This window comes from Armatimonadota bacterium (genome assembly GCA_036504095.1).
In the GTDB taxonomy this organism is placed as follows: domain Bacteria; phylum Armatimonadota; class DTGP01; order JAKQQT01; family JAKQQT01; genus DASXUL01.
The window spans coordinates 1-22,919 of the sequence record DASXVS010000036.1 but is presented as its reverse complement, the minus strand read 5'-3'; the positions used below and the strand labels follow the sequence as shown (position 1 = coordinate 22,919).

Below are 22,919 nucleotides of genomic sequence, written 5' to 3'. Positions count from 1 at the left end.
AAGACCTGCGGGGTGATGACGCTCAGGTTGGCACAATTTGTGCAACCTTTGACCATGTGTGAGTAGGTCCACACGTCACTTGAAATCGTCTCTCCGCGGCAACCGCCGCAATGACCAGGAAAAGGCGGATAATCGCCGCCGAGAAAGGAATCAACTTATGAAGAGATTCTTGACCAGTCTAGTGGCCGTCGGCGTTGCAATCGGTCTCGCCGGCGCCGCCCGTGCCCAGTATTTCGATCATTTCGAAACCGTCAATCCGCCCCCCGGAGGCAGTGCGATCAGCGGCTCATCCACGCTCTTCTTCCTGCCGGGTGGCAACCTGAACAAATTCGCGGGCGGTGACGGGACGGATGTGGTTCTTGCGAACCTCCGCGTTACCAGCACGGCGAGCGACAGCACACCGGACGTCTTCGTAGTACCTTACGTCATCACGATGGACCTCACGGATGTCGCAAGCGGCCAGTTCACTCCGGCGAACGCTCCCTCCCTGCTGTTCAAGGGCACTCTGTCCGGAACGGTCTCCGGAGGCACAGCGAACATCGTCAACACGAACACAGGGCCTCTGTTCTATAACGTCACGTTGGGCGCGGTTACGTACCACGTGGCCTTGGGCACCTACACGGCGCCCGAAGCTCCCGGTGGCGCCCTCGGTGCCATTGGCGCGCACGTATCGGCTGTTCCGGAGCCTGGCACCTTTGCGTTGCTGGGCGTTGGCATCCTCCCCCTCTTGGGACTGGCTCGCCGCCGCAAATAACCGATCGGGCCCGAAGATCCTGCCAATCGGTTGGCTCGATAAAAATGAAGGGACCGTTCCTGATGGATCGGTCCCTTCATAGGTTCACCCCTGGCTGAAACCAATCTGAATACACCTGCAGACTTATAGCAATCTGGGCCTGATCCAGAACCTTACCTATACCATCCTCCATAGCAGGGCTAAACCTCTTCTCGGAAAATAGTTGCGTCAGCGATGAAGAGATGGTATGATAAAGATACCTCGACCATGGAATTCTGGATGTAGGCTGGACACCGAACAGTGAGCGGAAATCGGAATTGCCCGGTGGCAACCACACGTAATGAATTCCTTCGATCACCCTAGTTATGCTCACGTTCGAGGGATCCCGTCAGTAACCGATACGCGGCCTGTGCCGTCACCACAGTGATAAGTCTGAGATTGAATGCTTATCACTGGGAGTACAGTCTGCGGAATGCCGGACGTCGACATTTTCCGGAATCGGACCGATTGGAATCGCGCCCCACGATTTAAGTGGTGTCGTGATCGGACTCGCAGAAGGGTGTTTCTCATGGCCAGATGGCTCCTGAACGTTATCGCGTTTGGTTTCCTCTCATTGTCTCTTGCATTTGTCGTGTCGCCCGCCCATGGGCAAATAACGTTCAGCCCCCTCGCCAACTACCCCACCGGTCAGAATCCGCAGTATATCGCGGTTGGTGATTTGAATAACGACGGCGCGCCCGACGCCGTGATCGTGAACAACACCAGCGGAACCGTCACCGTATTGCTCAACAAACACGATGGCACCGGATCGTTCAACCCACCTGCAACCTACGCCGTGGGCAACTCCCCAGTCTGGGCAGTCATCGGGGATGTAAACGGTGACGGAAAGCCGGACATCGTCGTGAGCAACATGGCGAGCGGGACTATCAGCGTTCTCCTTAACAATGGCAACGGCACGTTCCAGGCGCCCTCCTCCTATAGTGTCCTGCCCGCCGGCGTAAGCGGAACTCCTTCGCCCGCGGCGGTCGCCCTCGGAGACGTCAACAACAACGGCAAGCTGGACGCAGTGGTAGCCAATACCGGCACCGGCAACGTAAGCGTGCTGATGAACAACGGGGCGGGCGTCTTCACCGCAACGACCGTCTACCCCGTGGGCGCCGGCCCTGATTCCGTTGCCCTCGCCAAGTTCACCTCGGGGCCGAATCTCGACATCCTCACGGCCAACAAGAACGGTCGAAATGTCAGCGTGTTGCTGGGCAACGGTAACGGCACGTTCCAGGCCGCCATCAACACTCCCGCAGGGTATGTGCCCTACAGCGCGGTGCCTCGCGACCTCGACGGCGACGGCAAAATGGACATCGTGGTCTGCGATAACATGGCTCAAGCCAGCGGCGTCAATACCCTGAAGGGCAATGGCGACGGCACTTTCCAGAAGGCCGTGCTCTACTCTGGAGGCAAGAGCCCCATCGCCCTCGCCATAGGCGATTTCAATGGCGATGGCCGCCCGGACGTTGCCACGGCCAACACCGGCACTCAGGACATCAGCCTTTTCCTCAACGCAGGGTCTACCTCATTCGCCGCGCCGGCCACCCTTGCCGGGGGAATAACCCACCTGGGCGTCGCCGTTGGCGACTTTGACGGCAACGGGAGCCAGGACCTGATCCTCGCGAACACGCCCAGCGGCGTGACCGTCCTGCTGAACGTGACGGCATATGTACAGGGTGTGACCCTCAACCCGTCGAGCATCGCGACGGGATCGGCATCCACAATGACGGTTACCCTCACCCGCGCAGCCCCCGCTGGAGGCCTCACCGTCCCCATCCAGGTTTCGGATACCAGGCTGATCTGGGCGCCCGGGAGCATCACCATACCGGAAGGCCAGTCAAGCTCCACGGTCCACATCACCGCAAACCCGCCGTATACGGGAACCGCCGTCATCACCGCCTCTCTGGGCGGGGTAGCCGCTTCCGCCACGATCACGGTCACAGCGGCGTCCGGTGGACTGAAGGGTGATCTGAATGGCGACGGCAAAGTTGACATCCTCGATGTCCTGAAACTCGCCCGGGTGGTCGGCGGCCTCGAAGTCATGAACTAAGCCGGCTGAGGAAATCGCCGGATGATTCGAGGGAGGGTGGACTAGTCCACCCTCCCTCGCTCGTTGTGACAGAGGCAAAAAGAAGCCCCGCGGCGTATACGCCGCGGGGCGGATGGTGGACCTGAAGGGATTCGAACCCTTGGCCTCCTCAATGCCATTAATGTCCCCTTATTGAGCGTCAATCCGTATGATTAACGCTCAAGACCAGGACATCCCACTGCCACAAATCCCGAAACTGAGGAGCCCTTTCCTGCACTGTGTTCCCCTGCCCGTTTGGTAGACGACTCCAGGACGCCTCAAATCTACATCCATAATACCATTTCCTTGGCCCGGGAGGTCCAGTTTTGGCTCACGATCTCACGCGCTATTGCCTAACTGCACTGCCGATCAATTGGCGACGACTTCGTGAACGATATCATCACATTCGACCGCAACTTCGCGCTGTTCGTGCCGATGATCACCGGCTTCGTTAACGTGCAAAACAATGTGACCATCACCGTCAAACACTTGACGATGATGGTCACGCTGTTCGTCGTCTTCCTCACGATATTCATGATGCCGATTCCGGAGTTGACATCCGTCTTCGGCGGCAGTGATGGGCAAAGATCGGCGCCGTAACGCAGTCGACAACTCCGATGACGACGAGGGATTACGCTCACGTACGTTTCGGTCACTGTTCATCGTCGTCATCGTCCGCGCGCCTGTGCCGTTTCCTTTCCTTGTCCTCCGGGAGTCGAACGCCTACCACAGCGAAGAACCCGATGATCACGTTGTTGATGATCTCTACGACTCCTCGCCGAATCGTTTTCCCAGGCTTTCCCATCAAATGGGTCAATATGGTGAGGACCACCAACACAGGCGCCGCCTGCACGAGCCACGTCATAAAGTACGTCAGAAACCGTACCGCGATTGACACGGCCGTGATTGTGATGAACGCCATGAGGACGAGGACTAGAGCAAGGGCGGTGATCAGGATGGTCCTCTGCCACCACGTTTCCGCGCTGCGGAACAAAGCATACCACGTCTTCAGGTACTTCATGGTCGTTTGAACCGGGCGGCGCGGCCTTCCACCGCGCCGTCCGGCAGTCATAGGATTAGTGGTGAGGGTCACGCGACCTCTGCGGATTCATGACGTTGGGTGCCCGCGACGTAGCGTCTCACCACTCACCGAGATTCTCCAGGAACCGCTGCATCCAGTGGCGGCCGCCTTGGCTGGCCATCTGTCCACCAATCGAGAGAGCATTCGCCAAGTGCTGCGACGATGTCGGCCGAAAGTCGGTCTGGTGCTCCTGGCAGGCATACCTCCAGTTCTTCGCGTGGCTATGGTGTGAGCAGCTTTTGCACTGGTATTCCGCGTTATCCCCTACCTGTGCCACGCCGCCGTCAACCGCGTGATACCATTGGCTCGCGGGACCGGGTTCTTTGCCTTCGGACAGGCAGGCCGGACACCGCATCACCAAGTCGAACCAGACGACGGAGTCTTCGGACGGTTGTCGGTCACCATCTCGCTTTCTCTCCGCTTCGTACGTAGTCGCCATGTTTTGCCTCCTTCTTCATTTGGCATCTATGTCAGTTCGGTCTGGCGTGGCATCTGCAGCGTCATCGTTGATCCACGCCAGCAGGTCCGGTTCGATCTGACCACATAGGCGCGCAAGCCGTGCCCTGCCGAACGCCACCGTGCCACGGGCATGCAGATGACGCGTCGCCGTAAGTGCCGGGTCATCGACAAAACGCTCCTCCACCGCATCGGAGTGGTGCAGTCCCGCTCCGACGCCTTCCATAGTACGCATCATCTCCGCCTCGGTTAGTGGTCCCAGGTCGGGCAACTCAGGCAGCGAATAGGCTTCTCCTCGGACGCACATCAGGACGGGCAGCGCATACTCGTCGACGGCGCCAGCCTTCCGGGGCTCGCGCCCCCCGAACCACGAAAGGAAGTCAAGGCGAATCCACCCCGCGTCCTCCCGCAAGGGCTGGGTGATCTTCTCCAGGCACTTGATCTGAAGATGCACCTCGGATCGGATCTCGGTCTCAGTTTCTGTGATGGCGTCCTTGTCAGAGTGACGGTCCAGGCGTCCGGCGCTCTTGAGGGTAGATCCTTCCGTGACGTGCTCAAGTCGTTCCAGTGAGTTGAGGAGCCGCTCCCAGGTGTCATCCATGAACTGAAGGTTGACCTGCTTCGGCGGCGCCATTTCTAGCCGCAGTGGCCCGGGATGCGAGCCCTCATCAGGGGTTTCATTTGGTCTTGTGGGCACTTCCATCTCCTTTCTATGCTCTCCCGACTTCGGGAGGTCGCCTCGTATAATGGCCGCCGATGGCGGCAGCGATATGAGACGGGTGAATGAGCGGCGTGTTGGTCGGTTCGCGCATGGCAGCACGCGCGGCGCTATCGCAGATTTGCAGAACTTCGCCCACCGTGCACCCGTCAAGCTCCCGCGCGATGCCTTCGAAGTCGAACCCGTCGTCCACCAAGCCGGCAAGCCGGTTTCGCAGGATCAGCTCCAAATCCACCGTCGCGGGAAGTGGAATACAGACTGTCGTGCCCAAACCGCAGCGATCGAGCGCTGCCGACTCAGCAACGTCGTCTGTGGACGTGACGAGTGTGAGGACCTCACCCGACACCCGCAATTGCCCCACTTCGTAGCGAACCTGGGCCATCGCGCGATGCGCCATGCCGATGGCCGCGCCGCTAATGCCGACCAGTTGGTCAAGATCGTCGATCATCACCAAGGCCGGCTGCGTCTGACGCGCCTTGCTGAAAGCGCGACCCACCGCCTCCTCAATCGTTCCCGGACCGCCATTCAGGATGTCGATAGCCCGCACGTATACCACGTTCAATCCCATGTGGCGGGCTAGCGCAATCCCAAGTGTGGTTCTTCCGCTGGACCGCGGACCGATGAGGAGGATGCCGCGATCACCCGATATACCCAGCCGCCGGAGGTCCTCCCGACGGGTGAATGCCCACTCAGCCTGTTCGGATAGATCGCGCTTGCAACCGTCCACCCCCACCAGGTCGTCCCAGGAAAGTGTAATATCGGGGACACTCAGGCCGCGGAAGGCCGACGGCTGCACGCGGCGCAGTCCCGCGTCGAAATCGGCGGCGCGAACGACGAGCGGTTCACCAGTGGGCGTGATGTCGCCGTTGCTGGTGAACGTGAACGCGTGCGCAACGGCAGAAAGCGCGGCCTCCTTGCATACCATCGCCAGGTCGGCGCCGACGTAACCCGCGGTGCGGCGGGCTATGTCTGCCAAGTCTACGTCCGCTGCCATTGCCATCGTGGAAGTGTGAATGCGCAGGATGTCGGTTCGGTCGTCAGATTCCGGCGGAGGGATCTCGATCTCGCAGTCGAAGCGGCCCGGCCGGCGCAGGGCGGGATCAATGGCATCCAGGCGGTTCGTCGCCCCGATTACTACCACCTGGCCTCTCCCGTCGAGCCCGTCAAGGAGCGTCAGAAGCTGGCTGACGATCCTCACCTCCAGGTCACCGGATACGCGGTCACGGGACGGGGCGATGCTGTCCAATTCGTCGATGAATACCACGGCCGGAGCGGCGTTGACCGCCTTGGCGAACACGTCCCGGAGGTGCTGCTCGCTCTGGCCGTAGAACTTCGACATGATCTCCGGACCATTGATCGCGTAGAAGCTGGCACCGATGCGGTCCGCTACCGCCCTGCCCAGCAGCGTCTTGCCAGTGCCGGGAGCACCGTACAGCAGGACCCCCTTCGGCGTGTCGATCCCCAACGCAGAGAACACCTCCGGGTGTCGGGCCGGCAAGAGGACGATTTCCACGAGGCGTTGGCTCGCCGCGTGAAGCCCTCCAATTCCGGTGAATGCCCGTTTCCTAAACTGTGGCAAGCCGTCAAGCAGTACCGCGTCGATCAATTCGACGTGCGTCGTAACGCCACAGCGTACCGCGTTGGCGCCCCTGCCTCCCGATAGGACCTCGAAGGTCGACTCGCCGGCTCGTAGCGGAAAGGCGAACCGGTGTCCGACGCGTAACGGAAGCTCCGTGTCGATGAGACGTTGGCGAATGGCATCGATGTCTGTAGTGAACGCCGTCGTCTTTTGCCCGCATTCGCGGAGCTGGATATCTGCGGCGATTGGAACGGACCCAATGTCAACAACCGAGGCTTCCAGTTCTGAGCCGTTCTCGGCGCGGGCATTTGCCAACAGATAGGCCTGCAGGCCGACGTGCCCCTGCGGCACTTCAGCATCAATGTGTGCCCGGCCGAACGCGACACCATCGTTCGCCGGATTGTGCAGTTGCAGGTAGATAGGGGATAGTGTTTCTGCCTGTACGATACCGAGGGCGTCTGCATCCACGGCAGACAGTACGGCGATGTGCAGGCCACGGTGCCGAGGCTCCCGATGTACCGCGCAGAGACGGAGGGTCCGATAATGCCGTGTGGTCATCACCAGTCCCCCAGACAGTCGAGGAAACGGAGCAACCATTGCCGGCCTGCTCGACTCGTGATCTGGCCAGCCGTCGAAACGGCATTTGCCAGATGAGCGGAAGTGGTCGGGCGGTAATCGGACTCGTGTGCCGTGCAGGCATAGCGCCAATCTCTTACGTGCACCTCGGTGCCGCAATCGCTGCATCGATAGCACGCGTTGTCTCCAGCCTGCAGTTTGCCTCCGCAGTGACTGTGGTACCATTGGCCAGGCTCTCCGCCCGTCCGTCCATCTGCTATGCAGGCCGGGCACCGCATCCAGAGATCGTAGTACTCGACCATTTCAATCCCTCCTTCCGCCGTCCGAGAGAGGGCTTGGCCCTCCGCCCAGGCGGCAATGGTCGATTCATTAGAGCGGACGTTTCCGCTCGGTAACCCCGCCGTCGCGTTCCGTTCAGAGTCCAACTCCATTAACGGCGGAAGGGCCTTAGTCGAGACCGCTTAGGCGGACCGCGGGACTGAATTGATGTGGCTTCGTGCCGGCGGCCGCGGCGCGAAGCTGTGCGTTTCCCAGGGCACCCCGTTGCCCTCAGGATCGAATCAAGTGAACAACCGTATAGTCTTGCCATTCGCTGCGCGAGGCGGTAGGACGGGATTCCGCCGTGTTCGACTAAGGCTAGATAACCTTCGCTGACGCGGAGTCGACGGGACGCAATTGGCCTTGTCAGGTTCGCGGCCTCTCGCGCCTCGGTAAGGCGCAGATCCAAACCATCTTTCACGGACAACTCCATTTCCCGCAGTGCATCGACACTTGTCGCCAAGTTCGATGTCTGCGAAGTACACTTCAATCAGCCGACCTTGGTCGAGTGACCCGGTTTGGGTCACTCGACCAAGGTCGGCGGTGAAAGCCAGGTGTTATGCGGTTGTCAAGGTGCGGTGGCATCGCAGTATTCGGCTGTTGTGACAGATTGCGACCTCGCGTCAGGCGACGGCAACTACTCGCGCCTCGGACCTGACACCTGAGTCCACGGGGCTGACACCGGTGACGAACAGGCGTGATACCTGAGGCAAAATGAACAGAATTCGCGTCAATCTATTCGGGAAGCATGCAAGCGTACTAGTTGGCGGGAAAGAGCTGGCCTTCGACCGTCGCATGCCTTGGCAATTGCTGGCAGTCTTAGCCTTCGCCGGCGACAAACCTACTGAAAGAACTCGTCTCGTCGCGCTCGTGACTCGCCGGGAGGACAAGCACCCGTTCAACGCCCTGTCTGCTCAGCTCACTCGATTGCGCGCGCTACTCGGTGAACAAGCGCTGCGCGACAGCGGTCCGTATGGACTGGTCCTCAATCCGGAAGTGGTGACCGTGGACTTGTGGGAGTTCAGGGCGGACTTGATGGCGTGTATGGAAGGTGTGTGGAGCGAATCCACGAATCTTCGTCTCCGGCAGGTTCTGGCCCGGTACCAACCGCTGTTGTCAGATGACCGATGGCAATGGCTAGCCGCGGCGAGGCAAGACGTGCTGGAAACGTGTATACGGGCGTGCCGTCGGCTTCGCTTCGCAGAAGCCTTGACCTTCCTATCTAGGGCCGACGGGCTCCATCCCGCACTCAGTGAAGTGATTGTCTTGCATCAGATGCAGGCCATGTCCGACATCGGCGATTACACGGGAGCCACCGAGGCGTACGCCATGTTTTCGAGGCGCCACGGTCGCTCCCAAGCCGCGGACGCACTCGCTAGGGTGATATCGGGACGAGAGGTGCGGTTAGCCGAAGCTGACTTCTGGACGGCACCCGATGGCACACACCCGATCCGAGAGCGAGAGCGGGATCTGGTCGGGCGTGACACGACGATTCGCGAAGCGGCCTGGCGCCTCGCCAACGATCGAATGGTGACAATCACCGGACCGCCTGGCGTCGGCAAGACCCAACTAGCGCTCAGCGCCGCTCACCGCGTACAGGAAAACTACGCTCAACCCGACTCCTCACCTTCATTTCCAACTGGGGCTCGGGTGGTCGATTTCATCACTGTCACCGCCGAAGATACGAAGCGACCCGATCCGGCGCGCCTGGCCCGCCACATTAAGAACGCGCTAGGCATGCGGGATCAGCCCGGTGAGGCAAACACTGATCCCATTGGCGCGCTTTGCGCTACATTGGGCGACCGACCATTGCTCCTAGTTCTGGACAATCTTGAACACGTTGCGCTTGAGTGTTCGTTACTCGTCGTCTCGCTTCTTGGCTGTGAGGGAGTTCGCCTCATTCTGACGACGCGCATCCCCCTTCCACGCGCCGTGCGCGGGGCGACGCTGCCGGTTTCCCCACTTACGGTCCCGGAACCTGGGGACTATCGCATGCTGGATTCCTTCCGGACATTCCTCAGCGTCCAGCTCTTCGAGCACCGGGCCACGCGTGCCATTCAGCGTCGTGACAGGGGCGAAGGTGTCGGCATGGTCGCCATCGAGCCTGATTCTGGCTCCGCTCCAGTTGAGTTCCGCGTGACGGTGGAGAACGCACTTCTCGTAGAAGAGTTGTGCCGGGATTCGGGAGGTATTCCCTTGGCGATCGAGATAATGGCTGGTCAGCTATACCTGCGCCCACGCGTCGACGAAGTTGTCGCTCAATGGCGAAGCCAGGGGCTAGGCGTGCGGGCAGCTGAGAAGCCAAGGGACTTGCGCCACACTACCCTGAGGCAGACCATCGACTGGAGTTACCGCCTCCTCTCCAAGGAGGGCACGGCTCTCTTTCGGCGGCTGGCCGTCTTCGTTGGCGGATGTTCCGCCGACGCTGCGCGAGAGGTTTGTGGATTCGACGATATAGCCGCCGACGACGTAAGCTACTGGCTCGACGAGCTTGCTGGCGCATCGCTGCTAGATGTCAGCGGCCGCGCGGAAGGCAAGCGTTACCGAATGCTCGTCCCCGTTCAAGAATTCGCTCAGACACTCTTGAGCGGTACGGAACGTGAAGCCACACTGGCCAAGTTTGCGGCGTACTTCGCGACGTTCGCGGCGGACGCGCATCTTCAGATCCCTCTCGGCGGCGATCGGTTTCGTGATTACGACGCGGAGTACGACAACCTCATCGGTGCCATTGACGCTGGCCTGGCGGTCGGCGCAGTGGCGCAGGTACTCCATGCGGCATCACTGATGTGGCAATACTGGCGGGAGCGTGGCCGTCTGCGGGAGGGCTACGACTACCTGATTCGTATCCTCGATGTGGCAGGAAACGCTTCACCTTCGTATGATCTCGGCACGGCCTGTTTTGGTGCCGGCGACATGGCCCAGCACTTGGGCGACCTTCCACAGGCTCGCCGGCTCTATGGACGAAGCTACAGCGTCTACGTTGGCGCTAAATCGCGCTTGGGCGTCGCTGGTGTTCTGGAGGTCAGTGCCTTATTGCATCGAGATCAGGGGCGTCTCGGTTTGGCCCGTCGCCTCCTTCTGCGCGCCTTGAAGGTCCGCCGCGAGGAGGTCAAAGAACATCCCCGACGGGGCGACCTAGTCGCTCAGACGCTCAACAACTTGGCGATGTACGATATCGATATTGGCGACTTTGCCGCGGCGATACCACGACTCGAGGAGGCACTAACAATTCTGACCACAAGGAAGCTTAAGGGCCCTTACGGTCCCGTCCTTGACAATTGGGGGCTAGTCCTCTATGCCGTGGGAGACTTTTCTGGCGCACAGGCGAAGTGGTTGGAGAGCCTGGCAATTCACCGCGCGGAAAACGCATTTCGGCATCAGGTGTTGGCGCTCGCGAATCTGGGTCTTGTCTCTACTGCCCTTGGCGCATACGACGAAGCCGCGGCGTACTTGCTGGAGTCGCTCTCAATGAACGCCGAGATCGGAGACGTCCAACGAGGGGCTTGGGCGCGCCATTATCTTGGCGCTTTGGCGCTCCGTCAAGGCCGATATGAGGATGCACGCCGCGCCTTCACGGAATCGCTCCCCGCCTACCTCAGCCTCCAGCACAAAGGCGATATCGCGAGCGCTCTGGATGATGTCGCTGCCTTAGCGACCAGAGAGCGTTCGTTTGGTATGGCAGCGCAGCTTCTCGGGGCTACCATGTCGGCGCGGGAAAAGCTGAAGCTGGTGCTCTGGCCTGTTGCAGCCGAGCCGTTGCGTCAGCATATCGCCGAACTCACGAGCCAACTCGGCGCGGAAGTGCTCGACCGTGAACGGCAGATCGGGGCATCCCTGACCCTCGAAGAGGCGGGACAACTCGCACTCGACTACCTGACCGCCTGAGCGAAGCCGGTCGGCGCAGGTCAACAAAGTGTCTACCTAACTTGATGCCGTTGCGCAACGGTCGTTGCACGCCTGTTCCGAACGCCGTACGCTGTTTCCAGAAGAGCCCCGGCCCCAAGAGGAGCCGCAAATCATTGCTCTTTGACAAGGAGACAGTTAATGAAACAAGGACGCCCGCTGCCTGAACTGGCGGCGGAACTGGAACGACAGGCGACCGCCAAACAGGACTACCTGGCCGACGCCGAGACGATGTGCCTCAGAAGCAACGGCGTCAGCCGCCTCGTACTCGACGGTGCCGGGCACGACTATCCGTTGGCCGAGATCGCCCACGGCCAGATCGCCGACTACCTCGGCATTCCCAAGACCTTCTACGACCGGCTGCGCACCCAGACCGAGACCCTGCGGATCCCGATCGACGGCGTGAATGGGTACGACGACTTGCGCGGCGGATACAAAGAACCGGACACTCCGCTCTTCGACGTGCTGGTGAACACCCTGATGTCGAACAAGGGGACCGATCGACGCCTCGTTCGCACGCTGGACGGGAAGGCCCGAGCCTTCCTCTCCGATAGCTTCAACCCCGACATCGACAACATCGACGTGTTCACGGTCGCAGCCAAGATCCTCACGGAATCCGGACTATCGCCCGACACTGTCGTCTCCTGCGAAGTCACCGAACGCCGGCTGTACATGAAGGTGATTAGCCCAACGCTGGAGGCCGTTGTCCAGCCGTCCGGAGGCCACGGCTACCTCAAGGAACCGCAGGTCGTACGGGCCGGTTTCGTCCTGATGAACAGCGAAACGGGCTGGTGCTCGTGCGTGGTGCAGCAGTACGTCTGCGTGCTGGTCTGCACGAACGGCCTGATCCGTGAGGACGCCTATCGGCAGCGCCACCTCGGCCGCACCCTCCAGTCCGACGACGACGGCGGCATCTACCGCTCTGACACCCGCATCGCCGACGCCAGGGCTCGGCTCCTGAAGCTCAGGGACCACATTGCGGACGTCCTGGACGAAACGCGCTTCCGCGAGTTTACGGCGCGGATGCAGGAATCGACCGAGATCAAAATCATCGGCAGCGTCGAGAAATGCGTCGAGGCAACGTCGCGGCGATTCGGCCTCATCCAGCACGAGAAGGATGCCGTCCTCAATAATCTCATCGAGGGGGCGGACCTCAGCATGTGGGGCCTCAGCAATGCCGTAACCGCCACGGCCGCGACCCTCAGCAATTATGACCGGGCCACCGAACTGGAAGCGGTCGGCGGTCGGATCCTAACCCTCACACCTTCCGATATTCGTGAGATCGTTGCGGCTTAGTGCGCACGGCTCACGCCGATTGGAGGGACCGAGATGGAACGCATTGTCGCCGTGGTGCGCGAGCACCTGGCCGACTACCCCCTGCAACTGTACGACATCATCCTGGCCTGCGTCGAAGCCCAAGGCTTGGCCTCCGTGCTCGATACCATCGGCGAAATCCACGGCAACGCCGGCCAGCGCTACTTCCGCATTGTCCATCGAAAGCGGATCCCATATGGCGAGTACAACACCATTTACGACGCCGGACATCCGGCGGCAACGAACCCGACTGCCAGCGGCACTGCCCCGCACCTGCCTGTGCGGACACGCAGACGAGGAGCACGCGGGAAACCGGGACGGAACGGCGGCAGTGTGCAACCTGCCAGGGTGCGGCTGCCCGCGGTTCCGCGAGTGTGAGGAAATGGAGGACTGACAGAATGGCATTTGACGTGAGGAAACACATCATCAGGGTTCAGGGCGGCCGGGAGTACCTTCCGGTCGCGTTCCGCCTGGTGTGGTTCCGAGAGGAACACCCCGACTTCGGCATCGATACCCAGGTCGTCGAACTCGACCTGCAGCGCGGTGTCGCGGTCTTCTCCGCCACGGTTACCGACCACGAAGGACGGCTTCTGGCCGCCGGCGTCAAGATGGAAAGCGCTGCCAACTTCGCCGACTTCGTGGAGAAGGCCTCGACCGGTGCCATCGGCCGGGCGCTCGGCGTGCTCGGATACGGAACCCAGTTCGCACCTGAATTTGGCGAAGGGGAACGAATTGTCGACGCCCCGCGCGGAAACGGCAATGGTAATGGTTATCGTCCTAACCGCGCCGAACCGACTGGCGCCCTTGCCTGCGAGGAGTGCGGACGGCCCTTGACCAAAGGTCAGCGTGACGTGAGCGTGAACAAGTTCGGGCGCCCCTTGTGCCCGAAGCACCAGCAGCAGTCGGTGACGGCGTAACGCCGCTGCCGCAAGGAGAAGTCAAATGGCGACTACGAAGGACATGACGCCGGTTGCCGCCGTGCTGGAGGCACTGCCTCTCGCGGCGGCGGTGAAATCGGTACCCATTGCGCTCCACAGGGCGCTCACTGAGACCGGTCGGCTCGATACTAGAATCCTCGGTCTCGAACGCGAGTATGCCGTCCGCAGCGCCTACATCGCCGCGGACGTGGTCGACCGGCGAGGGGCGGATAACAAGCCTCTCGCCACCAACGACATGGCCCGCAAGGCCCTCATCGAACAGGAAACCGCCGAGGACAGCGAATGCCAGCGGTTGCTCTCCGAACTCTCGGGACTCAAGCGTGAGCGCAGCGCCGTCCAGGCGGACGCCGAGGTGCTGCGCGTAACGGCACGCCTGGTGGCGGCGGGGGCGGAGTCTGAACTTCCCTGAACGGGCCGGCGCCGAACCGAGCGCCGGAACCGTTCCGACAAAACCCCGAAGGGGGCGGCTCCAGCCCGCCCCCTTATTCGTCTGGAGACCGCAACAGGCGTGCCGCGGACCGCCCGGCGACTGGGCAGGCCGCGCATTAGCCTGGCTGCTTAGCGGCCGGTTGGAGGCGGTCAGCCGCTCCCGCGTTGCTGCCGGCGGCGGTTAATCCGCTTGTACAGCGGCTCTCCATAGACGTTCTCCTCGAGTTTCTTCCAGAACACCTTCTCGAAGGCGCCCCTCGGGGCGAATCCCAGGAAGACAGCCTTCTTGGCGAGCGCGGCATAGCTCAGCGTGGTCCTGCTGTCGTGCTTGAGGCGGACGATGGCCTCCGCCGGGCATACACCCAAGACGACTCCCGCCTGTCCGAGGGCGGCGGCGAAGTCCTGGTCGGGGAATATGAGCTCGGCGGCGAAGACCTCCGCGCCGATCTCGGCGGGGTCGCTCACGGCGGCGTCATCCGACCGCTCCGCCGGGTCGTCGCCCGCCAGGTGGTGCTTGAGTTCGTGGGCCAGGGTGAAGATCCGCTGCTCGTCCGGCAGGGTGGCGTCTACCATCACGTGCGCCCCCGTCTCGTCCCGGAAGTAGGCGCCGCGCAGCTTCCGCATCCGGTGCCGCCAGTAGACGATCCGTATCCCGTACGCCTTGTAGATCCGCCGCATGTCGGACAGGGTGACGCGCGGGCTTGTGAGGCTGTGCTCAAGCCTCACCTCGCGGGCCAGGGCCCGCAGGCGGTCGTAGTACTGGGAACGGGTCATCAGGCCTCCTTCCTCTTGCGGCCAGGCCGCTTCTTTGAGCCGTCGCGAAGCAGCGCCTGGGCCTGGCGGAATTCAGCGAATCGGCGGAGCTCCAGGATGTCTTGCTCGGGAAGGTCCTTCGCCGCCCGCAGCAGGGCGGCCACCGGGGCGTTGGCCGGTTGGTCCTCCTGCGGGAAGAACTCGAGCACGGAGACCCGGAAGAAGCGGGCCAGCTTGTCCAGGTCCTCGATCGACGGCCTGTAGGCTCCGGTCTCCCACCGCGAGACGGTGTTGGTCGCGACCGCCAGGCTCTTCGCCAGGGCTTCCTGCGACAGTCCCCTGGCCGTTCTCAGGGCGCGGATCCTCTGCGCGACGTACTCCAGCAGGCTCATGCCGGGGTCCCTCCGGGCGGCGTATCCCGTAACGGGACAATATTTTCCTTAATGTGTTGACAGGCGTCCATACCTCCATTATACTCAAAGAGGACGCAATTACAACAGAAACAGGAGGACGGGAATGGTACAGGTCACGCAGATCCATTTTGCCGGCGGCTCGCAGCACGAGCACATCGCCGCCGTCCGTTGGCTCAATCCGGAGGACGGGAGCGCTGGCCAGAACACGCGCGAGGAAATGGTCGCGTGGCTTCGTAAGCCCGGCAGCCGCGCCACCGTGTCGGACGGCAGCCGCACGGTGGAAGTGGGGATCGTCGAGGCCCACCCGCCGTACCTGCGGACCCACGCGGACGGCGCGTGGACCGACAACCTGCTGGCCCTCCCCCGGTTCTGACCGGCCAGGGCCGGATGCCGCCGGCGCCAAGCGCCAGCCTAACGAGCATAGGAGGATTCAGATGGAAGACACACAGCAAAACGTGACCGCCGAACGGGTGCACGAGAAGGAAACCGCCATCGTCGTGAACGGCCGGCGAAAGGTCGTGGCCGGCAAGGATATCTCGTTCGCGCAGGTCGTCGCTCTGGCCTTCGACCCGCCTCCGACGGGCGATAACGTCATATTCACCGTCACCTACCGGAACGGGCAGGGCCAGAAGCCCGAGGGAACCCTGGTTGACGGCGAATCGGTCAGGGTGAAGGACGGAATGATCTTCGATGTCAGAGCGACTAATAAGTCATAGCGCCGACCTGCAGCGGCTGCGCGACGAGGGCTATGACATCGAGGTCCGGTCCGGGTACCTGCTGCTCAAGGACGTTCCCTACGTCGGTGCCGACCGGAAGATCAGACGGGGCATACTGGCCGCCGAACTGACCCTCTCAGGCGACGTCGCGACGGCCCCGAGCACCCACGTCGCCTACTTCGCCGGAGACCATCCCTGCGACCGCGACGGGAACGAGATCGGCCAGATCAAGCACGGGAGCAGTCCGAGGCCGGTAGACGAGGTCCTCATGCTCAACCACTCGTTCTCAAGCAAGCCGCCTGCGGGCTACCCGGACTACCACGAGATGATGGCGGCCTACGTCGCGATCATCTGCAGCCCGGCCCACTCCATCGATCCGACGGCCACCGCCAGGACGTTCCCCGTGGTCGAGCCTGAGGATGAGGATTCGCCGTTTGCATACATCGACACGGCGTCGAGCCGGGCCGGCATCACGGCGGCCTCCGCCCGGCTCCGGGGGCGTATCGCCATAGTCGGCCTGGGAGGAACGGGGTCCTACGTCCTGGACCTCGTCGCCAAGACGCCGGTCCGGGAAATCCACCTCTTCGACGGAGACGTCTTCTCTCAGCACAACGCCTTCCGATCGCCCGGTGCGCCGTCGGTCGCCGAACTGAAGGCCAGGCCCCGGAAGGTGGACCACTTCTTTCAGCTCTATACGCGAATGCACAGGCACATCGTTCCTCACGGCGTGTTCGTCGAGGCGTCCAACGTCGATGAGCTCTCAGGGATGGACTTCGTGTTCCTGTGTCTCGACGGTGGACCGGCGAAGAGGCCGATCGTCGAGAAGCTGGAAGCGCTGGGGACTTCCTTCGTCGACGTCGGGATGGGACTCGGCGAAGAGGATGGGGCCGTATCCGGGATCCTGCGCGTCACGACGAGCACCGCGGACCGGAGGGACCACGTTCGCGCCCGGAACAGGATACCGTTCACGGACGGTGGCCCCAACGAATACGCGAAGAACATCCAGATCGCCGATCTGAACGCCCTGAACGCTGCCCTCGCCGTCATCAAGTGGAAGAAGCTGTGCGGCTTCTACCTGGACCAGGAGAGGGAGCTCAACAGCGTCTACGCCGTTGCCGGCAACGTCATCATCAACGAGGACAAGGAATGAGCCGGGACACGGCGCTCCGCCACGAGTTCGTGGAGTTCGTTCCCGACGACCTCGAGCAGGGGACCGTCTATGTCTCCATCCCCTATGCCACGGCGGTCCACAAGTGCTGCTGCGGCTGCGGGAACGAGGTCGTCACCCCGCTGTCCCCGACCGACTGGGCGCTGACGTTCGACGGGGCGACGGTATCGCTCAGCCCCTCCATCGGAAACTGGGGGTTCAGCTGTCGGTCCCACTACTGGATCCGGCGCAATACGGTAACGTGGGCCCGGCCATGGTCCCCAGGCGAGGTGGCTGCCGGAAGGTTGCGAGAGAGGCTGGAGAAGGAGCGCTGCTTCGCCGGAACGGAGGGGGCCGCGGGCGGCGCCCTTGGGCGTGACGGGTCACCAGTCCAGGAAAGGGCGCGGGAAACGATTTGGCAAACCGTGCGGAGTCGGCTCTACCGCCTCCTTGGCCGCTCGTGATGGTGTCGGTAACGCAGCCTTTACGCCGCGCGTGGTCCGCGCCCAAGAGTGGCCCATGGTTGTTCCCCCCGGGCCACCAGACTGAGCAGGCAGGAAACGGAAACAGGCTGCGCAGGCCGCTTTCTCCGTTTCCTGCTCTTCTGCTATCATGACCTAGTAACGAACGTTAGTTTGCCTCCGTGACGATAGATGGAGATCCCTGCCATGTGGTCCGATAACGAAACCGATAACGATCTGCTCGGGTTCCAAGTCCACGCCGACTTGTTGCGCTCGCTCGTAACCGACGCATCAATGCTCCCCGTCACAATAGGTCTCTTCGGGGACTGGGGCAGTGGCAAGAGCTCGATCATGCGGATGCTCCAGCGGGATCTCGACCCCGAGAACCAGCCGGAGGGAGAGCAGCGAGCCCGCCTGGAGAAGGTGGCGGTCCTATACTTCAACGGCTGGACGTTCGAAGGCTACGACGACGCCAAGGCAGCCCTGCTCAGCACGATCCTCATTGGCCTGGGCGACCACAAGCGTCTCGGGCCGAAGGTGCGAGACCGGGCGGTCCGCCTTTTGAAGTCGGTAAACTGGATGCGCCTTATCCGGCTCGGGGTCAAGGACGTGGGATTGCCCCTGCTGGCGGCGTATGCCAGCGGCGGCACCAGCATCGTCCCGCACGCTGCCAAGGTCCTCACCGGCCTTCTGGGCAAGGGTGAAGACGACGCTGGAAAACCCGCGGCAGACGGAGCGGCGGAAGCAAGCGACGAGGGCCGCTGGGAAGGACTGCTCCGGCAGGCGCCCGACGATCCTGGACCGACGAGCGTGCGGGCGTTCCGCGACGAATTCCAGGCTCTTCTGAAGGACTGCGACATCGACAGCCTGGTCGTGCTGATCGACGACCTGGACCGGTGCTCGCCCGAAAGGATTCTGGATAACCTCGAGGCGATCAAGCTGTTCGTGAATGTTGAGCGCACGGCCTTCGTGATTGGTGCCGATCCGAGGATAGTGAGGCACGCGATCAGCATAAGATACCCCCAGCAGGATTTTCCGGGCGCCGATGGGCAGCGAACCGCGGAGCGCATCGTGCAGGACTACCTTGAGAAACTCATCCAGGTGCCGTACAACCTGCCCCGCCTGTCGCCGGCCGAGGTTGAGTCGTACATGACCCTCCTGTTCTGTGCCCGCGACCTCGATAGCGAATCATGTGGCCGGGTCTATGAGGCCGCCCGCAACCGGAAGGGAAGGGAGCGCTACGCCAAGTATGGGCACTCGCACGTTCAGGCTGCGCTTGGGGCCGACGTGCCCGCCGGACTCGCGTCCAGCCTCGCCTTCGTGAACGCTTCCGCGGCGCTCGTGACGGAGGGCCTGAAAGGGAACCCTCGTCAGGTGAAGCGGTTCCTGAATGCTCTCGTGATACGGAAGTGCCTTGCCGGCATCGCCGAACTCGAGGATATCCGCGACGACGTGCTGGTGAAGCTTCAGGTCCTGGAATACACGGAACCGGACAGGTTCGAGGAACTGAGATCCTGGCAGGATGCATCTGAAGGCTTTCCAAAACGGCTCCCCGAATACGAGGGCGGCACGTTCGAGAAGGGATCAAGTTGGGCGGAGGGCTTTCCGATGAAGTGGCTCCAGATGGAGCCAAAGCTCGCCGGGATCGACCTGCGTGACTACTTCTGGGTAGCGAGGGACCGACTAGCCGACACCTTTGCGGGGGCGGACCTGATGCCCCAAGTTGTCAGACGGGCGCTCCTGGACATCGTGGTCGATAGCCCGAGCCGTCAGAAGACTGCGGTCCAACTCGCGACGCAGATGGAGGAGGGTGAGCGCAAGCAGTTCCTGCGGACGCTGGGCAACACCCTCGTGGCGAAGCCCCGGGACGCTGGCGTGTTCTCCGGCTTCCGCCTCCTCATAGAGGCCGAAACGCCAGGCGCCGCCGAAGCACTCCTCGCCGCCCTGAAGGAGTGCCCGAACGACTCGATTCCGGCCAACGTCGGGCTGGATCTCAGAACGCTGGCCAAGACCAAACCGTCGGCCACAATCTTCAACGCCTACCTGGGTCAACTTGCGAAGAGCGACACCATCGCCGGAACCGCCATGAAGCCCAAGGCGAGCCGGGCGAAAGGCGGTACGTAAATGGGTACGTCGAAGGGATACGATGCCCCGACCACTCCTCAGTGGCAGAAGGCAAAGACCGTCATCACCAACGTCGCCCGGCGCGGCGACTTCTCGCCGGAGCGGATCAACCGCGTTCTCGGGGAGTTCATCGGGGCAAACGGTGGGCCGCGGTCCATGGCTCACGGCGGAGGCGCCATCGGGGGCCGCCGGGCGGGGCAGCACGTCGCCCAGTCAATGGGTGACTTCGCGCAACGCATCGGACAGGTCGGATTCCACCAAGCCCTTCGCGACGCGGGCCTCGAGCGCCCCGAAGACAAGGGCACTACAGAGATCGCCGCGTTCCTGACGGACTACCTTAGCGGATCGGCCACGACGATCGACGACGCAGACGCGCGCGCCGCAGCGTCCCGGCTGCTCCAGGAGCTGATGGAAGGGCTTGGCCGGGATGAGGCCGAGGCGGTGCTGTCCGAGGCGCTCGGGGAAGCGAACCTGCCAGAGCTAATCAACCGGTATTTCGCGTACCTGCTCTACGAGCAGTTCTGCCGAGTGTCCTACGACCGGCTGGCGCAACGGATCGGGGCCGAGCAGGCGGATGCCTTCCTCTCCCAGATACGTACCTACATCGAGGCCCGGCTCCGGGAGGAATCCCAGGACCGCGACCTGAAGGCCGTAGACTGGCACGGCCCCGAGGGGAGCCGCCTATCGGACGCCATCTGCGAGGACATCCTCAGCATCTTTGGCAGGGGGGCATAGCCATGAGATTCGACGTATCGGTCGGCACAACGGCACTTAGGGAGTTTGCGAAGGTCACGCTGGCGCGGGGAGCGACGGGCGATGCCGCAACCCTTTACATCGATTACGCCCCTGTACGCCAGGTCTGCCCCACACCTCAACCCGTCGTCCTCGACTTCCTGCTTCTGGCGGCGACGATATACGCGGCCGACAAGATCGGTGACAGGAGGCTTACCGAGGACGCCTGGACACGCGAGTTCGTGGTGAGGGTGCCGGTATCCGATCCAGACTTGTGGACCTCTCAGGCGAACGCGCTCGAAGCGGCGATCGGCTTCCTCACCGGCGACGTCTGGACGTTTGAGTTCTACAGACTGGAAACCCGCCTTCCCATGCCGAGGTCCGGCCGCGTTCGCCGATTCCCGCGCCTCCGAGGAGATGCCGCCTGCCTGTTCTCGGGTGGACTCGATTCACTCGTGGGGGCTATCGACTGGCTGGAGGCGTATCCGGAAAAGCAGCTTGTTCTGGTGGGACACCACGACCCGGCGATTCCCGGCCCCAAGGGGGACCAGGACAAGGTGTGGCGCTGTCTCAACCGCCGGTATCCGAATCGGACCCGCCTCTTCCAGATGGGCGTGGGCCAGCAGCCCGAGGGATCTGACACCAACTTCCGGAGCCGGTCCATAGTGTTCCTCGCGATGGGAGTACTTGCCGCGAAAGCCATTGGGACTCGGCATCCGCTCCTGATACCCGAAAACGGCACGATCTCCATCAACGTCCCGCTCACCCCGTCGCGCCGCGGCTCCTGCAGCACCCGTACCACGCACCCTTACTTCCTGCGGGGACTGGAGGCCACCCTCGCTGCACTCGGGATCTACGTCGCCATTGCGAATCCTCTCGCGATGAAGACGAAGGGCGAATGCGTTCGGGAGTGCCTGAATCAGGGGGCGCTCGCGGAGTGCCTCCCCGCTTCCGTGTCGTGCGCAAAGCGCGGTCACACCAGCAACTGGGTGCGCAACATGTCTGGGACGGGGCCCGATGCGCGCAAGCTGGAGCACTGTGGCCGGTGCATGCCGTGCATTTTCCGCCGCGCCGCGCTCCACGCGGCAGGCATGGACAACGCCTTGTACGGAACGGACATCTGTGCCGGCGAACTGGACATAGTAGACGCCGAATTGTCCGCCAGCGACTTCATGGCGTGCCTCTCGTTCCTGCGCCAGGATTACTCGCGCGACGATCTCGTGGCGAAGATCATCTCGAACGGTCCGGTACCATCTGATCGCGCAGGCGCGCACGCCGCCACGGTTTGGCGAGCGATGGAAGAGCTCAGGCACTTGCTGCGAGACAAAGCGATTGCGCCGATCCGAGAAGCCGCAGGGCTCTAGACCGATCCCGATGATCGACGCGCACTGCCACCTAGACCTTTACCCCGATCCGCTTGCCGCGGGCAGGCAGGCAGAACGATTTGGAAATACGGTCGTAGCGGTCACCAACCTCCCCTCGCACTATGAGATGGGGCTGCCCCACGTTCGCACGCTTGCGCGAATTCACCTCGCTCTCGGCCTCCATCCGCTCCTCTCCGACCGCCATGCCGGCGAGATTGCCCGCTTCGTGAAGCATGTGGCGGCCGCCGACTATATCGGAGAGATCGGGCTGGACTTCTCAAGTGAAGGCTTCGGGACACGGGACCGCCAGGTCGCGAGTTTCCGACGCGTTCTCGCGGCAATAGCCGATCGCCAGAGGTTCGTAACCCTCCACAGCCGGCGCGCGGAACGGGAGCTGCTCGGCCTCCTTGATGAGTTCGGTATCCGCAGGGCGGTCTTTCATTGGTTCACAGGCAGTGTGCCGGACATGGTGGCGACCGCAGCAGCAGGGCACTACTTCTCAGTCAATCCGGCCATGATCGCCTCCGATCGAGGCCGTAGGCTCGTGTCGGCAATGCCGCGCCACCGCATCATAACTGAGACCGATGGGCCTTACGTCATGATCGACCATAGACCGATCGGCGTCTGCGAAGTGCGTCCAGTCATCGACTTCCTTGCAGGCCTTTGGACAACCGACGTTGCGAGCGCTGCCCGCATCGTGGACCTAAACTTCAGGTCTGTGCTCGATGCTAATCTCGATCCGGATGTGCGACCTGATGCCGGTCGCGATCTTCCTTGAGCGTAGTGTCTATCGTCAGGTTCAGACGTTGTACAAATAATGGGGGCAATAGGAACAACGTTGCTGGGTAGCATTTGACTGGGGTGAAAACTACAAGTTCCTATCGCTATGTGGCCCTGCAACTCTCCTAGGGTTGTCAGCGGCGGGTGTAAAATGGACAAAAGGGCGCGGTTGAAAATTCCCCACCTGTAGGCGAGAGCGCCACCCTTTCCTGTAAGGGAAGGAGGTGGCCGTATGCTACGAGGAGGGACCGTGGAGAGAATACGGGAACTG

At 62.3% G+C, this 22,919-nt stretch carries 22 protein-coding genes and 1 tRNA gene; 16 read left to right on the top strand and 7 right to left on the bottom strand.

From position 1 onward, the window contains the following. Positions 1–157 precede the first annotated feature (157 nt). Both VGM51_07035 and VGM51_07030 read left to right on the top strand, forming a co-directional pair. Positions 158–754, top strand: a complete 597-nt coding sequence (locus tag VGM51_07035; protein HEY3412796.1) for a PEP-CTERM sorting domain-containing protein — start codon at positions 158–160, stop codon at positions 752–754. A gap of 547 nt (positions 755–1,301) precedes the next feature. Further along, on the top strand, positions 1,302–2,828 hold the full coding sequence (locus tag VGM51_07030; GenBank protein ID HEY3412795.1) for a VCBS repeat-containing protein: 1,527 nt from the start codon (positions 1,302–1,304) through the stop codon (positions 2,826–2,828). Positions 2,829–2,941: 113 nt separating this feature from the next. On the opposite strand, the gene VGM51_07025 is transcribed toward VGM51_07030, so the two are convergent. Then, a tRNA-Val gene (locus VGM51_07025) sits at positions 2,942–3,058 on the bottom strand. Between the two features lie 175 nt (positions 3,059–3,233). On the opposite strand from VGM51_07025, the gene VGM51_07020 reads away from it, so the two are divergent. Then, on the top strand, positions 3,234–3,446 hold the full coding sequence (locus VGM51_07020) for a hypothetical protein (GenBank protein HEY3412794.1): 213 nt from the start codon (positions 3,234–3,236) through the stop codon (positions 3,444–3,446). Between the two features lie 52 nt (positions 3,447–3,498). On the opposite strand, the gene VGM51_07015 is transcribed toward VGM51_07020, so the two are convergent. The 4 genes from VGM51_07015 to VGM51_07000 all read right to left on the bottom strand — a co-directional run bounded on the left by VGM51_07015 (position 3,499) and on the right by VGM51_07000 (position 7,238). Then, positions 3,499–3,867, bottom strand: coding sequence for a hypothetical protein (locus VGM51_07015; protein HEY3412793.1), 369 nt, complete (start codon positions 3,865–3,867; stop codon positions 3,499–3,501). Between the two features lie 118 nt (positions 3,868–3,985). Further along, positions 3,986–4,366, bottom strand: a complete 381-nt coding sequence (locus tag VGM51_07010; GenBank protein ID HEY3412792.1) for a hypothetical protein — start codon at positions 4,364–4,366, stop codon at positions 3,986–3,988. Between the two features lie 15 nt (positions 4,367–4,381). Continuing rightward, on the bottom strand, positions 4,382–5,086 hold the full coding sequence (locus VGM51_07005) for a hypothetical protein (protein HEY3412791.1): 705 nt from the start codon (positions 5,084–5,086) through the stop codon (positions 4,382–4,384). Positions 5,087–5,093: 7 nt separating this feature from the next. Continuing rightward, positions 5,094–7,238 (bottom strand): AAA family ATPase, encoded by a 2,145-nt coding sequence (locus tag VGM51_07000; GenBank protein ID HEY3412790.1) that lies wholly within the window; start codon positions 7,236–7,238, stop codon positions 5,094–5,096. Between the two features lie 1,050 nt (positions 7,239–8,288). Here VGM51_07000 and VGM51_06995 point away from each other — a divergent pair. The 5 genes from VGM51_06995 to VGM51_06975 all read left to right on the top strand — a co-directional run bounded on the left by VGM51_06995 (position 8,289) and on the right by VGM51_06975 (position 14,138). Continuing rightward, on the top strand, positions 8,289–11,459 hold the full coding sequence (locus VGM51_06995) for a tetratricopeptide repeat protein (GenBank protein HEY3412789.1): 3,171 nt from the start codon (positions 8,289–8,291) through the stop codon (positions 11,457–11,459). A 159-nt stretch (positions 11,460–11,618) separates the two neighbouring features. Then, positions 11,619–12,773, top strand: a complete 1,155-nt coding sequence (locus VGM51_06990) for a hypothetical protein (GenBank protein ID HEY3412788.1) — start codon at positions 11,619–11,621, stop codon at positions 12,771–12,773. 33 nt (positions 12,774–12,806) lie between these two features. Next, positions 12,807–13,169: a hypothetical protein gene (locus VGM51_06985; GenBank protein ID HEY3412787.1), complete on the top strand. Its 363-nt coding sequence runs from the start codon at positions 12,807–12,809 to the stop codon at positions 13,167–13,169. Between the two features lie 20 nt (positions 13,170–13,189). Next, positions 13,190–13,708 (top strand): hypothetical protein, encoded by a 519-nt coding sequence (locus VGM51_06980; GenBank protein HEY3412786.1) that lies wholly within the window; start codon positions 13,190–13,192, stop codon positions 13,706–13,708. 25 nt (positions 13,709–13,733) lie between these two features. Continuing rightward, positions 13,734–14,138, top strand: coding sequence for a hypothetical protein (locus tag VGM51_06975; protein HEY3412785.1), 405 nt, complete (start codon positions 13,734–13,736; stop codon positions 14,136–14,138). 170 nt (positions 14,139–14,308) lie between these two features. On the opposite strand, the gene VGM51_06970 is transcribed toward VGM51_06975, so the two are convergent. Together VGM51_06970 and VGM51_06965 are read right to left on the bottom strand one after the other, a co-directional pair. Next, on the bottom strand, positions 14,309–14,932 hold the full coding sequence (locus VGM51_06970) for an ImmA/IrrE family metallo-endopeptidase (GenBank protein ID HEY3412784.1): 624 nt from the start codon (positions 14,930–14,932) through the stop codon (positions 14,309–14,311). After that, positions 14,932–15,303 (bottom strand): helix-turn-helix domain-containing protein, encoded by a 372-nt coding sequence (locus VGM51_06965; protein ID HEY3412783.1) that lies wholly within the window; start codon positions 15,301–15,303, stop codon positions 14,932–14,934. The genes VGM51_06970 and VGM51_06965 overlap by 1 nt, the downstream gene beginning before the upstream one ends. Positions 15,304–15,427: 124 nt before the next feature. Between VGM51_06965 and VGM51_06960 the strand changes: the two genes are divergently transcribed. The 8 genes from VGM51_06960 to VGM51_06925 all read left to right on the top strand — a co-directional run bounded on the left by VGM51_06960 (position 15,428) and on the right by VGM51_06925 (position 22,646). Continuing rightward, the gene (locus tag VGM51_06960) at positions 15,428–15,697 is read left to right on the top strand and encodes a DUF3892 domain-containing protein (protein ID HEY3412782.1); all 270 of its coding nucleotides are present in this window, start codon (positions 15,428–15,430) and stop codon (positions 15,695–15,697) included. A gap of 61 nt (positions 15,698–15,758) precedes the next feature. After that, on the top strand, positions 15,759–16,040 hold the full coding sequence (locus tag VGM51_06955) for a multiubiquitin domain-containing protein (protein HEY3412781.1): 282 nt from the start codon (positions 15,759–15,761) through the stop codon (positions 16,038–16,040). Next, positions 16,015–17,190: a ThiF family adenylyltransferase gene (locus VGM51_06950; protein HEY3412780.1), complete on the top strand. Its 1,176-nt coding sequence runs from the start codon at positions 16,015–16,017 to the stop codon at positions 17,188–17,190. The genes VGM51_06955 and VGM51_06950 overlap by 26 nt, the downstream gene beginning before the upstream one ends. Then, complete coding sequence (locus VGM51_06945; GenBank protein ID HEY3412779.1) at positions 17,187–17,651, top strand: DUF6527 family protein; 465 nt, start codon at positions 17,187–17,189, stop codon at positions 17,649–17,651. The genes VGM51_06950 and VGM51_06945 overlap by 4 nt, the downstream gene beginning before the upstream one ends. Positions 17,652–17,855: 204 nt before the next feature. Then, positions 17,856–19,772, top strand: coding sequence for a P-loop NTPase fold protein (locus VGM51_06940; protein HEY3412778.1), 1,917 nt, complete (start codon positions 17,856–17,858; stop codon positions 19,770–19,772). Further along, positions 19,773–20,507, top strand: a complete 735-nt coding sequence (locus tag VGM51_06935; GenBank protein ID HEY3412777.1) for a hypothetical protein — start codon at positions 19,773–19,775, stop codon at positions 20,505–20,507. It begins immediately after the preceding gene. Positions 20,508–20,509: 2 nt separating this feature from the next. Then, complete coding sequence (qatC, locus tag VGM51_06930; protein HEY3412776.1) at positions 20,510–21,868, top strand: Qat anti-phage system QueC-like protein QatC; 1,359 nt, start codon at positions 20,510–20,512, stop codon at positions 21,866–21,868. Beyond that, positions 21,837–22,646, top strand: coding sequence for a TatD family hydrolase (locus VGM51_06925; protein HEY3412775.1), 810 nt, complete (start codon positions 21,837–21,839; stop codon positions 22,644–22,646). Before qatC ends, VGM51_06925 begins: the two co-directional genes overlap by 32 nt. Positions 22,647–22,919 lie beyond the last annotated feature (273 nt).

Bases quoted from the DNA above. Each gene is read 5' to 3' on its own strand.
- VGM51_07035 (HEY3412796.1), top strand. From the start codon at position 158: ATGAAGAGATTCTTGACCAGTCTAGTGGCCGTCGGCGTTGCAATCGGT.
- VGM51_07030 (HEY3412795.1), top strand. From the start codon at position 1,302: ATGGCCAGATGGCTCCTGAACGTTATCGCGTTTGGTTTCCTCTCATTG.
- VGM51_07015 (HEY3412793.1), bottom strand. From the start codon at position 3,867: ATGAAGTACCTGAAGACGTGGTATGCTTTGTTCCGCAGCGCGGAAACG.
- VGM51_07010 (HEY3412792.1), bottom strand. From the start codon at position 4,366: ATGGCGACTACGTACGAAGCGGAGAGAAAGCGAGATGGTGACCGACAA.
- VGM51_07005 (HEY3412791.1), bottom strand. From the start codon at position 5,086: ATGGAAGTGCCCACAAGACCAAATGAAACCCCTGATGAGGGCTCGCAT.
- VGM51_07000 (HEY3412790.1), bottom strand. From the start codon at position 7,238: ATGACCACACGGCATTATCGGACCCTCCGTCTCTGCGCGGTACATCGG.
- VGM51_06995 (HEY3412789.1), top strand. From the start codon at position 8,289: ATGAACAGAATTCGCGTCAATCTATTCGGGAAGCATGCAAGCGTACTA.
- VGM51_06990 (HEY3412788.1), top strand. From the start codon at position 11,619: ATGAAACAAGGACGCCCGCTGCCTGAACTGGCGGCGGAACTGGAACGA.
- VGM51_06985 (HEY3412787.1), top strand. From the start codon at position 12,807: ATGGAACGCATTGTCGCCGTGGTGCGCGAGCACCTGGCCGACTACCCC.
- VGM51_06980 (HEY3412786.1), top strand. From the start codon at position 13,190: ATGGCATTTGACGTGAGGAAACACATCATCAGGGTTCAGGGCGGCCGG.
- VGM51_06975 (HEY3412785.1), top strand. From the start codon at position 13,734: ATGGCGACTACGAAGGACATGACGCCGGTTGCCGCCGTGCTGGAGGCA.
- VGM51_06970 (HEY3412784.1), bottom strand. From the start codon at position 14,932: ATGACCCGTTCCCAGTACTACGACCGCCTGCGGGCCCTGGCCCGCGAG.
- VGM51_06965 (HEY3412783.1), bottom strand. From the start codon at position 15,303: ATGAGCCTGCTGGAGTACGTCGCGCAGAGGATCCGCGCCCTGAGAACG.
- VGM51_06960 (HEY3412782.1), top strand. From the start codon at position 15,428: ATGGTACAGGTCACGCAGATCCATTTTGCCGGCGGCTCGCAGCACGAG.
- VGM51_06955 (HEY3412781.1), top strand. From the start codon at position 15,759: ATGGAAGACACACAGCAAAACGTGACCGCCGAACGGGTGCACGAGAAG.
- VGM51_06950 (HEY3412780.1), top strand. From the start codon at position 16,015: ATGTCAGAGCGACTAATAAGTCATAGCGCCGACCTGCAGCGGCTGCGC.
- VGM51_06945 (HEY3412779.1), top strand. From the start codon at position 17,187: ATGAGCCGGGACACGGCGCTCCGCCACGAGTTCGTGGAGTTCGTTCCC.
- VGM51_06940 (HEY3412778.1), top strand. From the start codon at position 17,856: ATGTGGTCCGATAACGAAACCGATAACGATCTGCTCGGGTTCCAAGTC.
- VGM51_06935 (HEY3412777.1), top strand. From the start codon at position 19,773: ATGGGTACGTCGAAGGGATACGATGCCCCGACCACTCCTCAGTGGCAG.
- qatC (HEY3412776.1), top strand. From the start codon at position 20,510: ATGAGATTCGACGTATCGGTCGGCACAACGGCACTTAGGGAGTTTGCG.